The sequence below is a fragment of the Streptomyces caelestis genome (assembly GCF_001279005.1).
Taxonomy (GTDB): Bacteria; Actinomycetota; Actinomycetes; order Streptomycetales; family Streptomycetaceae; genus Streptomyces; species Streptomyces heliomycini.
In genome coordinates this window covers 60,809-75,007 of the sequence record NZ_LGCN01000177.1, presented here as the reverse complement: position 1 = coordinate 75,007, position 14,199 = coordinate 60,809, and the positions used below count along the sequence as shown (strand labels likewise).

The following is a 14,199-nucleotide window of genomic DNA, read 5'->3' as shown; positions in this document are numbered from 1 at the left end:
CCCACCCGGGCGACGGCCGCCGGGCCGCGTGCTAGCGTCACGAAACGGGCAAGCGGAACGGGATACGGGGAGTGTCTTCAGGTGGCCACAGCGGAGCCGACACGCGCCGACGACGCCGATCCGGACCCGGGATCCGGCCCGCGAATACCGGTGTCCGGGGCTCAGCGGCCCCCCGAGGGCGCTGAGGACACCCCGGGCGCCTCCCGCACCCCCGGCGCCCCCATGGCCGCCGTCCTCGCCGTGCGCGCCCGCATGCTGCGCCACCCGGTGCTGTCCGTCACCGCGCTCGCCGGCCTGCTGCACATCGTCTGGTTCTTCACGTTCGCCAACAGCGGCGGCGACCTCGCCGCGCAGGACGCGTGGGCCGAGTTCGTCGGCCGGCACCCGGACTCCGCGTACAACCTCGCCTGGTACGGCGGTATGCACCCGGTGTCGTACAGCGTGGTGTCGCCGTACCTGATGTCGGTCCTCGGGGTGCGGACCACGATGATGATCGCGGGCACGGTGTCGGCGGGGCTGCTGACGCTGGTGCTGATGCGCAGCCGGGCGGTGCGCAACCCCTTGTGGGCCGCGCTCGCGGGCGTGTTCGCGCTGCTGTGCAACGCGGCCTCGGGGCGGGTGACGTACGGGCTCGGCACGGTGTTCGCGCTCGGCGCGGTCGCCGTCGTCTTCTGCTGGCCCCACCGCTGGCGCTACAAGCGCTGGGCGAAGGCCCTGTGCGCGGCCCCGCTGGCGGCGCTGGCCACGATGGCCTCGCCGGTCGCGGGGCTGTTCGTGGGGCTGGTGGCGGTGGCGCTGTTCCTGCAGAAGCGCCTGCCGGGGGCGTGGGCGCTGGGTCTCGCGCCGACCGCGGTGGTGGCGGTGTCGGCCTGGCTGTTCCCGTTCTCGGGGACGCAGCCGATGGGCTTCGGGTCGGTGGTCCTGCCGCTGCTGTACTCGGCCTTGGTGTACGTCCTGGTCCCCGCGGAGTGGAGGACCGTACGGATCACGGCCGCCGTGTACGGGCTGGGGATCGTGCTGGTCTGGCTGATCAGTTCGCAGATCGGGTCGAACATGACCCGGCTGGCGATGCTGTTCGGCGGGGTGGCGCTGGTGGCGGCGCTGCCGTTCGCGGCGCCGAAGTCCCTCAAGTGGTACGCGATCGTCGTCGCCTTCGTCGGTTTCACCGGCTGGATCGGCTTCAAGTCGGTCGACGACGTGGTGCACACCACTCCGCGCGCGTCCTGGGCGCGCGAGCTGGCGCCGCTGGTGAACGAGCTCCAGGAGGTCGGCGCCTGGCGGGGCCGGGTGGAGGTCGTACCGGCCCGCTCGCACCGTGAGGCGTCCGCGCTCGCCCCGTACGTCAATCTGGCCCGGGGCTGGAACCGGCAGGCCGACATGGAGCGCAACCCCCTCTTCTACGACGACACCCTCAACTCGGCGAACTACCGCGAATGGCTCAAGCGCTGGGGCGTGCGCTTCGTGGTGCTGCCCAAGGACGAGCCGGACGGTGACGGCGGTCAGCGGGAGCGGGAGCTGGTGCAGCGCGGCCTGCCGTATCTGACGCAGATCTGGGGTGACGCCAACTGGCAGCTGTTCGCGGTGGACGAGCCGACGCCGCTGGCGGAGCCGAACACGGTGGTGGAGCGGGCCGAGCAGGGCGAGTGGACGCTGCGGGTGGAGAAGGCGGGCCGGATCCTGATCCGCGTCCCGTACTCGCCGTGGCTGAGCCTCGTCGACGCGGAGGGCGAGAAGCTGGAGCCGCCGCAGGAGACGGAGGAGTCCGAGAACCGTCCCGAGGGTGAGCCGAAGACGTACGAGAACGTCCACGGCTGTCTGAGGGAGACGGAGGAGGACGCGGAGGGCGACACCTGGACGATGCTGCTGGCGCCGAAGCCGGGGACGTACCGCCTGGCGGCTCCCTACCAGTGGGACCGGGGCACGCCCTGCCCGGACGAGCTGCACTGAGCCCGGAGGTTCCGCCCCGCCCCGCCAGTTCACAACCATGAACTCCGGTCAATGAGCCGAACATTTTTACGTTCTCTTGACCTTACGCTTCCTTGTCATGATCGCGCCATAACGCCCAGGATGAGCGGGCACTTCGCGGCCTTCCTCGTCCCTACCCCGCTCAGGCGAAGTGCCAACCAGCTGAGCGGAGTTCACAAGGAAGACCCTGGAAGGGGGGACATGAACAGTCTCGACTGGGCGGTTCTCATCGGATACTTCGCCGTGATGGTCGGCATCGGTGTCTGGTCGCACAAGCGGGTGGACAACGTCAGCGACTTCTTCACGGCCGGCGGCAAGATGCCGTGGTGGCTCTCCGGTATCTCCCACCACATGTCCGGGTACAGCGCGGTGATGTTCACCGGCTACGCCGGCATCGCCTACACCTACGGTGTGACGTCCTTCGTCACCTGGTCGTTCCCCATCGCCTTCGGCATCGCCATCGGGTCGAAGCTGTTCGCCCCGCGGATCAACCGGCTGCGCTCCCGGCTCCACGTGGCCTCCCCGCTGGAGTACCTGAAGAACCGCTACGACCTGAAGACGCAGCAGGCGCTGGCCTGGTCCGGCATGCTGCTGAAGATCGTGGACGTGGGCGCGAAGTGGGCGGCCATCGCCACCCTGCTGTCGGTGTTCACCGGCGTCTCGCTCAACCAGGGCATCCTCATCACCGGCGTCGTCACGGCGATCTACTGCACCATCGGCGGCCTGTGGGCGGACGCGCTGACCGAACTCGGGCAGTTCGTCATCCAGCTGCTGGCCGGCATCGCGATGTTCGTCGCGGTGGTGGCCGAGCTCGGCGACCACGGCGGCTTCCTCGGGGCGTGGGACGAGCCGGAGCTCCAGGGCCACGGGGAACCGCTGGTCGGGCCGTACGGCACGATCTTCCTGCTGGCGTTCCTGTTCATCAAGCTGTTCGAGTACAACGGCGGCATGCTCAACCAGGCCCAGCGCTACATGGCCACCCCCAACGCCCGCGAGGCGGAGCGCTCGGCGCGGCTGTCGGCGGTGCTGTGGCTGGTCTGGCCGGTGATCCTGTTCTTCCCGATGTGGATGTCGCCGCTGCTGGTGGAGTCCCAGAAGGCGGACGGCTCCGACTCCTACGCCCTGATGACCGAGCAGCTGCTGCCGCACGGCCTGCTGGGCCTGGTCATCGTCGGCTTCTTCTCCCACACGATGGCCATGTGCTCCTCGGACGCCAACGCCATCGCGGCCGTCTTCACCCGTGACGTGGCGCCGGTGCTGTCGGAGCGGGCGCGGCTGTGGGGCGACCGGTCGGGTCTGATCGCGGCCCGCGTGACGACGGTGGTCTTCCTCGGCCTGTCCATGGCGGTCGCGACGCAGGTCAACTCGCCGGCCTTCAAGGACATCATCACGGTCGTCATCAAGTGGGTGGCCGGACTGATGGGCCCGATCGCCATCCCGATGATGCTGGGCCTGCTGCGGCCGTTCCGCCGCTCCGGTCCGACGGCGGCCCTCACCAGCTGGGCCCTGGGCCTGCTGGCCTTCTGGCTGGTGAACTACCCGATCCACTGGGCCGTCGAGGGCGGCGTGCCGCTGGAGTACCAGGTCTCCATCCCGCTGGCGGTCTCGCTGGTCCTCTACGTCCTGATCGGCTACGTGAAGCCGGAGGACACCCCGGAGCGGATGGCGATCATCGAGCGTGTCAACACCGACGGTGACGGTGACTCGGCCGCGGCGGCCGCGGTGCCCTCGCCGGCGCCGGTGCGGGATCAGGCGTAGTTCCTCGCCCCCGCCGCCCCTTCCCGTCCCGTCCCTGGGGCTTCGCCCCCAGACCCCCCTCGCGCAGTTCCCCGCGCCCCCTGAGGGGCGCGGGGAACTGCGCGAACAACCACCCACCCGCGCGCCGGGGATGGGGCGGCGGGGCGAAATCCCCCGAGTTCAAGCCCTCCGCGGGTACCGCGCCAGCCACGCCGCCGAAGCCCCCGCGGGTCCGTGCAGTGCGGGCCCCTGGGTCATCTCCATCGCGAAGTCGTCGGCGAGCTCCAGGATCGTGGGACGGCCCTCCAGCTCGGCCAGCCAGGCCGGCGGGAGGGCCGTCTCGCCGTGCAGCGCCCCGAGCAGCCCGCCGGTCAGCGCCCCGGCGGCGGCGCTGGGTCCGTCGTGGTTCACGGCCAGGCACAGCCCCTGCCGTACGTCCTCCCCCACCAGCGCGCAGTACACGGCGGCGGCCAGCAGCCCTTCGGCGGTGGCGTTCCCGACCAGCTCCGTGACCCGCCCCGGGGTGGGCGCCCCCTGCCGTACGGCGCCCAGCGCGTGCTGGAGCGCGTCCGACACCGGCTGGTGCCCCGGCCGGGCGGCCAGCAGCGCGAGCGTGCGCCGCACCGCCGCGTCCAGGCTCTCGCCCCGGGCCAGCCCGTGCACGATCACGGCGTACGCGCCCGCCGCGAGGCAGGCGACCGGGTGGCCGTGGGTCTGCGCCGCGCACTCCACGGCGAGCTGCACGACGAGCTGCGGGTCCCAGCCGACGAGCAGCCCGAACGGCGCGGACCGGGCGGCGGCCTCGGGCCCCGCCGCACCGGGGTTCTTGGGCGCCTCGAGCGTCCCCATGGTGTCGTCCCCGAGCCCCAGCAGCAGCGTGCGGACGGGGTCCCGGCGGGCGTAGAGCCACTCCTCGCGCGCCAGCCATCCGTCCTCCTCGCGCCGTTCGTCCGGGCCCCAGTCCCGCTGGGTGGCGGCCCAGCGCAGGTACGCCCGGTGCAGGTCGGTCGGCGGGTGCCAGGCGCCGGTGTCGCGCCGCACCTGGGCGCGGATCAGACCGTCCACGGAGAAGAGGGTGAGCTGGGTGTGGTGGGTGACGGCACCGCGCCGGCCGTGGGCGGGGGCGAGGTCGACGAGGCCCTCCGCGCCGTGCGCCTCCCGTATCCCGTCGGCCGTCAGCCCGTCCACGGGCGCGCCCAGCGCGTCCCCGAGGGCCGCCCCGAGCAGCGTCCCGCGCACCCGGCCGCGGAAGTCCTGCTGCTCGCGACGCCCCCACACGGGCCCGGCAGTACCGCCCACCAAGACCTCCCGGGGCACCGTCCGTACGTACGACGCCCAGCACTGTAATCGAACGGGGACGGTGGGTTCAGGGAGCAGATCGGTACACGGAGTGAGAAGCGTGTGAACCGCGGGACCGGAAGCCGCCGACCGGGTCCCCCCCGTCCCGTCCGGCGGCACGGAGCGCCCCTCGCCCGCGTTGTGGCCCACCTCACGCGGGCCCGGGGCTTCCTGGATACGAGCTGCCGCACGAGGGAAGAAAATCGCCATGCTCGCTACAAACTCACGCGGCGCATTACCCCTCGCCGCCATGCTGCTCACCGCCTCCGTCGCCCTCTACATGGCGCTGGTCGCCCTCGGGAACATCACGGACTTCGGGACGAACCAGGAGTTCGTCCGGCACGTGCTCGCCATGGACACCACGTTCAGGGACGACGACCTGATGTGGCGCGCGATCACGAACGAGGGCGTGCAGGACGCCGCGTACGTCGCGATCATCGTCTGGGAGACGGCCGCCGCGCTGGTCCTGGCGTACGGCGCCTGGCTCTGGACCCGCCCCGACCACGCACGCGCCCGCCGCGTCTCCACGTACGGCCTGCTGATGGTGATGCTCCTCTTCGGCGCCGGCTTCATGGCGATCGGCGGCGAGTGGTTCGCGATGTGGCAGTCGCAGGACTGGAACGGCCTGGACGCGGCCCTGCGCGTCTTCGTCCTCAGCGGCGTGGTCCTGCTGGTCAACCACCTGCCGGTGACGCGCGCCGAAAGGCACGACGCCCGCTGAGGGGCCGCAGCACCTCTCCCCACGGGCCGGGGACGGCCGACCGCCGCACTCATGGCATGCGCGATGCCCACGGCCGCCGGACCGGCGGCATCGGCCTGCGGGGCGCCGGTGGGACCAGGACCCGTTCCGGCGCAGCGCGAAGAAACAGGAAGCCACGGATTCCCGACCGGACCCCGTGCCGCACAGCCGCACAGCCGCACAGCGGCACAGCGACGATCGAGAAGGCCGGAATCCTCGGGCTTCACCCCGAGGAGCGGGTCAACCGACGACCCGGACCGTCGTGCCCGCCGCGCCGAAGGTCCACAGGGCCTTGCCGTCGGGTTTGGCGACGCGGATGCCGCCCGTCTGCGCGCCCGGTTCGGCGGGCGGGGGCGAGGAGCCGTCGACCGCGTTGGAGAAGGCCACGAAGACACCGGACTTCTGGGCGAAGTACATGATGTGCTCGACCGCGACGCCGTCGCTGCCGGTGGTGGCCTCGGTGCGCTTGCCGATCGTGTACGTGCCGGGGTCCGGGGCGACCGTGCCCGGCCAGACCGCGAAGGAGCGCAGGGGCGCGTCGCTGGCGTCCACCAGCCAGACCCGCTTCGCGCCGAGGGAGTAGACGATCCGGCGGCCGGCGCCCGAGTCGTCCGGCACCGCCGCCGGTTTCTCCTCCCGCGGCCGGGCGGACGGTTTCGCGTCCGCCGTCGCGGACGCGCTCGGCCGGGGCGTGGCGGCGACGGGCTTCGTCCCCTGGTCCGCCTGGACGGCCAGGACCACCACCGCGGCGATCGCCCCCGTGGTCAGCCCGGTCACCCAGGCCCACGAGGGAAGACGGGCAGGCACCGGTACGCATCTCCTCAGCTACGGGTCCCGATCGAGGGCCACGGCACCCGATCGAACGCGGTTCGGATCATCCTACTGCCAGCGTCGGCGCTTCCCCGGCCCGTCTCAGTCCAGCACCGGCAGCAGGTCCGGGAGGTGGCCGTCCGACGCCTCCGCCGCGCGACGGCGTTCCTCCGGCACCTCGCCGTACAGGGTCGTACGGGGCCTGGCGGGGCGTCCGGCGGCCTCCGCGACCGCGATCAGGTCCTTGACCGACTTGTAGGAGCCGTACGACGAGCCCGCCATCCGCGAGATGGTCTCCTCCATCAGCGTCCCGCCGAGGTCGTTCGCCCCGGAGCGGAGCATCTCCGCCGCGCCCTCCGCGCCCAGTTTCACCCAGCTCGTCTGGATGTTGGGGATGTGCGGGTGCAGCAGGAGGCGGGCCATCGCCGTGACCGCGCGGTTGTCCCGGACCGTCGGGCCGGGACGGGCGATGCCCGCCAGGTAGACGGGGGCGTTGGTGTGCACGAAGGGAAGGGTCACGAACTCGGTGAACCCGCCGGTCCGCTGCTGGATCCCCGCCAGGGTGCGCAGGTGGCCCAGCCAGTGGCGGGGCTGGTCGACGTGGCCGTACATCATCGTCGAGGACGAGCGGATGCCCAGTTCGTGGGCCGTGGTGACCACCTCGGTCCAGGTCGCCGCCGGCAGTTTGCCCTTGGTCAGGATCCAGCGGACCTCGTCGTCGAGGATCTCCGCCGCCGTGCCGGGGATGGTGTCCAGGCCGGCTTCCTTCGCCGCCGTGAGCCACTCCCGGATCGACATGCCGGTGCGGGTCGCGCCGTTGACGACCTCCATCGGGGAGAAGGCGTGCACGTGCATGCCGGGGACGCGTTCCTTCACCGCCCGCGCGATGTCGAAGTACGCCGTGCCGGGCAGGTCGGGGTGGATGCCGCCCTGCATGCAGACCTCCACCGCGCCCACGTCCCACGCCTGCCGGGCGCGGTCGGCGACCTGGTCGAGCGAGAGGGTGTAGGCGTCCGCGTCCGTGCGGCGCTGCGCGAAGGCGCAGAAGCGGCAGCCGGTGTAGCAGACGTTGGTGAAGTTGATGTTGCGGGTGACGATGTACGTCACGTCGTCGCCCACCGCCGACTTGCGGACGTCGTCCGCCACCTCGCACAGGGCGTCCAGGGCGGGTCCGTCCGCGTGCAGCAGGGCGAGGGCCTCCGCGTCGGTCAGCCTCGTCGGGTCGTCGGCCGCGGTGCGCAGGGCCTCGCGGACGTCGGTGTCGATGCGCTCGGGCGCCATGCCGGGAGCGGCGGCCTCGCGCAGGGCGTCCCAGTCGCCGTAGACCTCGTCGAAGTCGTCGCGCCGGTCACCGGTGCGGCCCTCTGTGTCGATGGTGCGGTGCAGATCGGTGCGGCCCGTCGCGGTGAACGCCTCGTCCGGCTCCTGCCAGGGCAGCCCCCGCGGGAGCGCGTCGGGGCGCGCGAGGCCCGTGGCCGGGTCGGCGAGCGCGGCCACGTGCGGGCGCAGCCGCGGGTCCAGCCACGGCTCGCCGCGCCGCACGAACTCCGGGTAGACGCAGAGCCGTTCCCGCAGTTCGAAGCCGGCCGCGCGGGACTTCTCGGCCAGTTCCTCGATCCGCGGCCAGGGGCGTTCGGGGTTGACGTGGTCGATGGTGAGCGGGGAGACGCCGCCCCAGTCGTCGATGCCGGCCTCGATCAGCCGCCCGTAGGCGGCGTCGACCAGGTTCGGCGGGGCCTGGAGGCAGGCGGAGGGGCCGAGGACCAGCCGGGCGACGGCGACCGCGGCGACCAGTTCGTCCAGTTCCGCGTCCGGCGCGGCGCGCATCGCGGTGTCCGGCTTGGCGCGGAAGTTCTGGATGATCAGTTCCTGGATGCCGTGGTGGGCGCGGGAGACCTTCCGCAGCGCGAACAGCGACTGGGCGCGCTCCTCGTACGTCTCGCCGATGCCGATGAGGATGCCGGAGGTGAAGGGGACCGAGGAGCGGCCGGCGTCCTCCAGGACCCGCAGCCGCAGTGCGGGCTCCTTGTCCGGGGAGCCGTGGTGGGGGCCGCCGGGCTCGGACCACAGACGGGTGGCGGTGGTCTCCAGCATCATGCCCATGGAGGGCGCGACGGGCTTCAGCCGCTGGAAGTCCGTCCAGGTCAGGACGCCCGGGTTGAGGTGCGGGAGGAGTCCCGTCTCCTCCAGGATCCGGATGGAGATCGCTCGCACGTACGCGATCGTGTCGTCGTAGCCGTGCGCGTCGAGCCACTCGCGCGCCTCGGGCCAGCGGTCCTCGGGCTTGTCGCCGAGGGTGATGAGGGCTTCCTTGCAGCCGGCGGCGGCGCCCTTGCGGGCGATGTCCAGCACCTCGTCCGGCGACATGAACATCCCGTGCCCGGCCCGGCGCAGCTTGCCGGGCACGGTGACGAACGTGCAGTAGTGGCACGTGTCCCGGCACAGCCGGGTCAGCGGGACGAAGACGCTCTTCGAGTACGTGATGACACCGGGCCGCCCCGCCGCCCGAAGCCCCGCGTCCCGCACCCGGGCGGCCGACGCGGAGAGGTCCCGGAGGTGCTCGCCGCGCGCCTGGAGCAGGACCGCCGCCTCGGAGACGTCCAGGGAGACGCCGTCCCGGGCGCGTCTGAGGGCGCGCCGCAGGGAGTTCTCGGTGGGGCCGCCGGTTCCGGTGGTCACGGAAGTCGTCATCCTCTGAGCATACGTTCGGACTGATCAGGCCCCCCTGTCCCTCCTCATCGGTCCGCCTGTCCGTCCACGAAGGGCTGGAACGCGTCCAGCGCCCGCAGCACCCCCGCCTCCCCCTCCGGCGGCAGCTGCACCACGACCTCCTCGATGCCCAGCTCCGCGAAGTGGGCCAGCTTGCCCGCGTTGGGCAGGACGGCGTACGGCACCACCTGGAGGGCGCCGGGATCACGGCCCGCGTCGGCCCAGGCGGTACGGAGTGCGGGCAGCGACTCCGTCAGGCCCCGGCCGCCGATCGGCAGCCAGCCGTCGGCGTACTCGCAGATGCTCCCGAACAGCTTCGGCCCCGCCGCCCCGCCGACCAGCGTGCGCGGCCCGACCACCGGTCCGCGCGGCTTCTGCACCGGCTTGGGGTGCGCGAAGCTCGCCCGCACGCTCCCGAACTCCCCGTCGTACGCCGTCGGCTCCTCCGCCCACAGCGCCCGCATCAGCCCCATCCGGTCCCGCACCAGCTCCCGCCGGGTGCGCCACTGCACCCCGTGGTCGGCGGCCTCCTCCACGTTCCAGCCGAAGCCGAGGCCGAGCGTGAACCGGCCGCCGGAGAGGTGGTCCAGGGTCGCGACCTGCTTCGCCAGGTCGATCGGGTCGTGCTGCGCGGCGAGCGTGATGCCGGTGCCGAGCCCCAGCCGCTCGGTGACGGCGGCGGCCTGCCCGAGCGCGACGAAGGGGTCGAGCGTGCGGCCGTACTCCCGCGGCAGCTCCCCGCCCGCCGGGTACGGGCTGGTCCGCTCGACGGGGATGTGCGTGTGCTCCGGCAGGTACAGCCCGGCGAACCCGCGCTGTTCCAGTTCGCGGGCGAGCCGGACCGGGGTGATCGTCTCGTCGGTGAGGAAGATCGTGACGGCGATGCGCATGGGCGGCCTTTCGTACGCGGACGACGGACCCATCAATACCCGTGCGGCCCTCATCTGTCCATACCGACCGGTCGGAATTCCCCTCCCGACTCCCTCGGCTCCCCGCGCTCCGTTCAGTGGAAGGCCAGCCAGCCGATCCCCGCGACCACCGTGACACCGCCGACGGCCAGGCCGGCCGCCCGGTGGCGGTACAGCGTCAGACCGAGCAGCACGGCGGTGAGCAGCACGGCGGCCGTTCCGATCGCGCCTTTCACGAGGCCGTGGCTGAACCCGAACTCGTTGATGTGCCGGATGAGCCAGACGAACCAGGCGATTCTCATGATCTGCTGTCGATTCCCTTCTCCCGCACGGCAGTTCAGCGGTCACGGCAAAGGTCTCACAGCACCGGTCCGGTCCTCACCGGCCGCCGGCGGGCTCGCCGCACGATGGCTTCCGGGACCCCGCACGCCGCACGCACGTACCGGAGCGCCACCGCCTTCCGGCGCCGGATCGACCCCGTCCTGCGCCGGCTCCCGTTCCGGACGGTTCCGGAGACCGCCGGCCGGGTCTCCGGGCCGCCCCGCCGGACCCCGGCGAGCGGACGGCGGGCCGGGGACTCCTTCCGGCCGGCGCCGGAGTTCGGCGAACGGTCGCAGTACGTCCGCGACATCGAGGCGGACCCCGGGCGCGGGTGCGCGTCCGGGGCCGCCGGCACACCGGCACCGCCCGCCTCCTGCCCGACGACGACCCCCTGGCCCGGCCGCGCGCCCCGCCCCGCTTCGACAGCGCCGCCGTGCGGGCCTTCGGGGCGGGGCCGCTGACGGTGCGGGTGGATCCGGACGACCGAGGAGAACATGTGCGGGCCCGGTGACGACCCGCCGTCCCCCGTGTGACCGCCGTGTGATCGCCGTCTCGCACGGCTGCCGCTTCCGCCATGAACAAGGCAAACTGGCGTAGTTGTTCAGGACGCAGAGGGGGACTGGATGGACGGTGTGCCGCGGGGACCGGAGCAACGGCGCCCCGGCTCCTCGACGGAGCCCGAGGCGCTGCGCTTCAGCGTGCTCGGACCGGTGCGCGCCTGGCGCGGCGGCGAGCCGGTCGCCACCGGCAGCCCCCAGCAACGCGCCCTGCTCGCGGCCCTGTTGCTGCGCGAGGGCCGTACGGCCACGGCGGCCGAGCTCATCGACTCCCTGTGGGGCGAGGAACCCCCCTCCCAGGCACTGGCGGCGGTGCGCACCTACGCCTCCCGGCTGCGGAAGGTGATGGACCCCGGGGTCCTGGTCAGCGAGTCCGGCGGCTACGCGGTGCGCGGGCTCGGCGAGGAGGCGCTGGACCTCGCGGCGGCGCAGGAGCTGGCGGCGGAGGCGGAGAAGGCGCGGAACACCGGGGACCTGTGCCACGCACGGGACGTGCTGAACCGCGCCCTGTCCCTGTGGGACGGCGAGACGCTGGCCGGAGTGCCGGGCCCGTACGCGGAGGCCCAGCGGGTCCGCCTGGAGGAATGGCGGCTCCAACTGCTGGAATCCAGGCTGGACATGGACCTGGAGCAGGGCTGCCACGCGGAGGCGGTCTCGGAACTGACGGCGCTGACGGCGGCGCACCCGCTGCGGGAGCGGCTGCGCGAACTGCTGATGCTGGCCCTGTACCGCAGCGGCCGCCAGGCGGAGGCGCTCGCGGTGTACGCGGACACCCGCCGCCTCCTCGCCGACGAACTCGGGGTGGACCCGCGCCCCGGCCTCCGAGAACTCCAGCAGCGCATCCTGCGGGCCGACCCGAACCTGGCGGAACCCCCCGCCCCCCTGGCGGAACCGGTGGCGGTCCTCGTCCGCCCGGCCCAGCTCCCGGCGACGGTGCCGGACTTCACGGGGCGCGCCTCCTTCGTACGGGAGCTGAGCGAGGTACTCGCGTCGGCGTCCGGGGACCGGGCCCGGGTGATGGCGGTGTCGGCGCTGGCGGGCATCGGCGGCGTCGGCAAGACGACCCTCGCGGTCCACGTGGCCCACCAGGCCCGGGCCGCCTTCCCCGACGGCCAGCTGTACGTCGACCTCCAGGGCGCCGGCGCGCGCGTGGCGGAGCCGGAGACGGTCCTGGGCTCCTTCCTGCGCGCCCTCGGCACGGCGGACTCGGCGATCCCGGACTCGCTGGAGGAGCGGGCGGCGCTGTACCGCTCGCTCCTGGACGGCCGCCGGGTGCTGGTCCTGCTGGACAACGCCCATGACGCGGCCCAGGTGAGACCCCTGCTGCCCGGCACGGCGGGCTGCGCGGCGCTGGTGACCTCCCGGGTGCGGATGGTGGATCTGGCCGGCGCGCACCTGGTCGACCTGGACGTGATGTCGCCGGACGAGGCGCTGGCCCTGTTCACGAAGATCGTCGGCGAGGAGCGCGTCGCCCCGGAACGCGAGGCGGCCCTGGACGTGGTGGCGGCCTGCGGTTTCCTCCCGCTGGCGATCCGCATCGCCGCGTCCCGGCTGGCGGCCCGCCGCACCTGGACGGTCTCGGCCCTCGCCGCCAAGCTGGCCGACGGCCGCCGCCGTCTGGACGAACTCCAGGCCGGGGACCTCGCGGTCAAGGCCACCTTCGAACTGGGGTACGGCGCCCTGGACGCGACCCAGGCCCGCGCGTTCCGCCTGCTGGGCCTGGCGGACGGCCCCGACGTCTCCCTGGCCGCCGCCGCGGCCGTGCTCGACCTCCCGGTGGACGACACGGAGGATCTGCTGGAGTCCCTGGTCGACACGTCCCTCCTGGAATCCGCCGCCCCCGGCCGCTACCGCTTCCACGATCTGGTCCGCCTCTACGCGCGTGCGTGCGCGGAGCGCGACGAACAGCCGCCCGGGGAGCGGGACGCGGCGATGTCGCGGTTGCTGGACTTCTACCTGGCGAGGGCGGTCCAGGTGTACGCCATCGAGCGCCCGGGCGACCGGACCGTCGCGCACCTGGAGAAGGGCCGGTTCACGGGCGAGGAGTTCGCCGACGCCTCGAAGGCCCTGGACTGGCTGCACGCGGAAGCCGGACCGCTCCTGGCCTGCGTGCAGCAGTCCCTCGAGGCTCCCATGCTGCGGCGCGCCGTCGACCTGCTCGTGGTCTCCATCGACCTGGCGGAATCCGGGGCCGACTCGCGTCAGTACCGGAAGACCGCGATCGCCGCCTGTGACGCCGCCGCCGCTCTGGGGGAGGCGCGAGCCGAAATGCGGGCGCGCGTCACCTTGGCCCAAGTGCTCAGCCAAGCGGGCCGGTTCGAAGCCGCGGAGGAGGAAGCCCGGCGCGCCGACGCGCTGCTGCGCGGTACGGACGACCCCTGGGCGAGGAGCACCGCCCCCAACCAGCTGGGCATCATCGCCCTGTGCACGGCCCGTTACGCGGACGCCGAGGGGTACTTCCTCAGGGCGATCGACGCCTTCCGCGCCGACGACAACGCGCCGGGCGAGGCGAGCGCGGTCTGCAACCTCTCCCGCACCCTGGCCTCGATGGACCGCAGCCCCGAGGCCGTCGAACTGGCGCAGCGGGGCATCGAGATCTACGACGAGCTGGGACTGTCCGTGCGTCTGGCGAACGCCAGGTACGCCTCCGGCATCGTGCTCGCCCAGGCGGGGCGGCCGGCCGAGGCGCTCGTCCAGCTCGACGAGGCGCTGCGCATCTTCACGGAGAACCGGCAGTCCCTCTGGGAGGGCACGACCCACTACCGCATCGCGGAGGTCCACCTGAGGGCCGGCCGCCCGACGCGGGCCGCCCGGCACGCCGAACAGGCCCTGGTGACCGGCTGCATCGGGGGCGACTGGATGCGGGCCAACGCCCTGACCGTGCTCGGCAGGGCACTGGACGCACTCGGTCAGGCGGACCGGGCCCGCGCGTGCTGGCGCGAAGCCCTGGTCATCTACGACGAGGCGGGCTCCGCCGAAGCGGCCCAGGTGCGCCGGCTGCTCGCTCCGCTCTCCGCGACCTGACGCCGGGAACCGCGTTCATCGAACGTTTATGTCCGGCTGCGACTCTCATGGAACGGATCCGTCGCGTCGGGGGGCAGGCGGATCTCCAGGG

The 14,199-nt window shown here is 73.0% G+C and carries 9 protein-coding genes and 1 pseudogene; 5 read left to right on the top strand and 5 right to left on the bottom strand.

The features are described from left to right. Window positions 1–81 precede the first annotated feature (81 nt). Together ADK41_RS15750 and ADK41_RS15745 are read left to right on the top strand one after the other, a co-directional pair. Window positions 82–1,947 (top strand): MFS transporter, encoded by a 1,866-nt coding sequence (locus ADK41_RS15750; protein ID WP_030822097.1) that lies wholly within the window; start codon window positions 82–84, stop codon window positions 1,945–1,947. Window positions 1,948–2,166: 219 nt separating this feature from the next. After that, window positions 2,167–3,723 carry a sodium:solute symporter family protein gene (locus tag ADK41_RS15745; protein ID WP_030822100.1) on the top strand — a complete coding sequence of 519 codons (1,557 nt, stop codon included), beginning with the start codon at window positions 2,167–2,169 and terminating at the stop codon, window positions 3,721–3,723. 159 nt (window positions 3,724–3,882) lie between these two features. Here the strand turns inward: ADK41_RS15745 and ADK41_RS15740 are convergent, their stop codons facing one another. Beyond that, on the bottom strand, window positions 3,883–5,001 hold the full coding sequence (locus ADK41_RS15740) for an ADP-ribosylglycohydrolase family protein (RefSeq protein WP_030822103.1): 1,119 nt from the start codon (window positions 4,999–5,001) through the stop codon (window positions 3,883–3,885). 247 nt (window positions 5,002–5,248) lie between these two features. Here ADK41_RS15740 and ADK41_RS15735 point away from each other — a divergent pair, with 247 nt between their 5' ends. Continuing rightward, window positions 5,249–5,761 carry a DUF2165 domain-containing protein gene (locus ADK41_RS15735; RefSeq protein WP_030822106.1) on the top strand — a complete coding sequence of 171 codons (513 nt, stop codon included), beginning with the start codon at window positions 5,249–5,251 and terminating at the stop codon, window positions 5,759–5,761. A 258-nt stretch (window positions 5,762–6,019) separates the two neighbouring features. Here ADK41_RS15735 and ADK41_RS15730 read toward each other — a convergent pair whose 3' ends face one another. The 4 genes from ADK41_RS15730 to ADK41_RS15715 all read right to left on the bottom strand — a co-directional run bounded on the left by ADK41_RS15730 (window position 6,020) and on the right by ADK41_RS15715 (window position 10,508). Then, window positions 6,020–6,586 carry a L,D-transpeptidase gene (locus ADK41_RS15730; RefSeq protein ID WP_030822108.1) on the bottom strand — a complete coding sequence of 189 codons (567 nt, stop codon included), beginning with the start codon at window positions 6,584–6,586 and terminating at the stop codon, window positions 6,020–6,022. 105 nt (window positions 6,587–6,691) lie between these two features. Continuing rightward, complete coding sequence (locus ADK41_RS15725) at window positions 6,692–9,280, bottom strand: bifunctional FO biosynthesis protein CofGH (protein WP_030822112.1); 2,589 nt, start codon at window positions 9,278–9,280, stop codon at window positions 6,692–6,694. A 44-nt stretch (window positions 9,281–9,324) separates the two neighbouring features. Continuing rightward, complete coding sequence (locus tag ADK41_RS15720) at window positions 9,325–10,188, bottom strand: LLM class F420-dependent oxidoreductase (protein WP_030822121.1); 864 nt, start codon at window positions 10,186–10,188, stop codon at window positions 9,325–9,327. 113 nt (window positions 10,189–10,301) lie between these two features. Beyond that, on the bottom strand, window positions 10,302–10,508 hold the full coding sequence (locus tag ADK41_RS15715) for a hypothetical protein (RefSeq protein ID WP_030822124.1): 207 nt from the start codon (window positions 10,506–10,508) through the stop codon (window positions 10,302–10,304). Window positions 10,509–10,613: 105 nt separating this feature from the next. On the opposite strand from ADK41_RS15715, the pseudogene ADK41_RS15710 reads away from it, so the two are divergent. Both ADK41_RS15710 and ADK41_RS15705 read left to right on the top strand, forming a co-directional pair. Next, window positions 10,614–11,038, top strand: a pseudogene (locus ADK41_RS15710) (nitroreductase/quinone reductase family protein). Window positions 11,039–11,150: 112 nt separating this feature from the next. After that, window positions 11,151–14,108, top strand: coding sequence for an AfsR/SARP family transcriptional regulator (locus ADK41_RS15705; RefSeq protein WP_030822127.1), 2,958 nt, complete (start codon window positions 11,151–11,153; stop codon window positions 14,106–14,108). Window positions 14,109–14,199 lie beyond the last annotated feature (91 nt).

Coding starts and splice junctions, on each gene's coding strand:
- ADK41_RS15745 (WP_030822100.1), top strand. CDS start 2,167: ATGAACAGTCTCGACTGGGCGGTTCTCATCGGATACTTCGCCGTGATG.
- ADK41_RS15735 (WP_030822106.1), top strand. CDS start 5,249: ATGCTCGCTACAAACTCACGCGGCGCATTACCCCTCGCCGCCATGCTG.
- ADK41_RS15725 (WP_030822112.1), bottom strand. CDS start 9,280: ATGACGACTTCCGTGACCACCGGAACCGGCGGCCCCACCGAGAACTCC.
- ADK41_RS15720 (WP_030822121.1), bottom strand. CDS start 10,188: ATGCGCATCGCCGTCACGATCTTCCTCACCGACGAGACGATCACCCCG.
- ADK41_RS15715 (WP_030822124.1), bottom strand. CDS start 10,508: ATGAGAATCGCCTGGTTCGTCTGGCTCATCCGGCACATCAACGAGTTC.
- ADK41_RS15705 (WP_030822127.1), top strand. CDS start 11,151: ATGGACGGTGTGCCGCGGGGACCGGAGCAACGGCGCCCCGGCTCCTCG.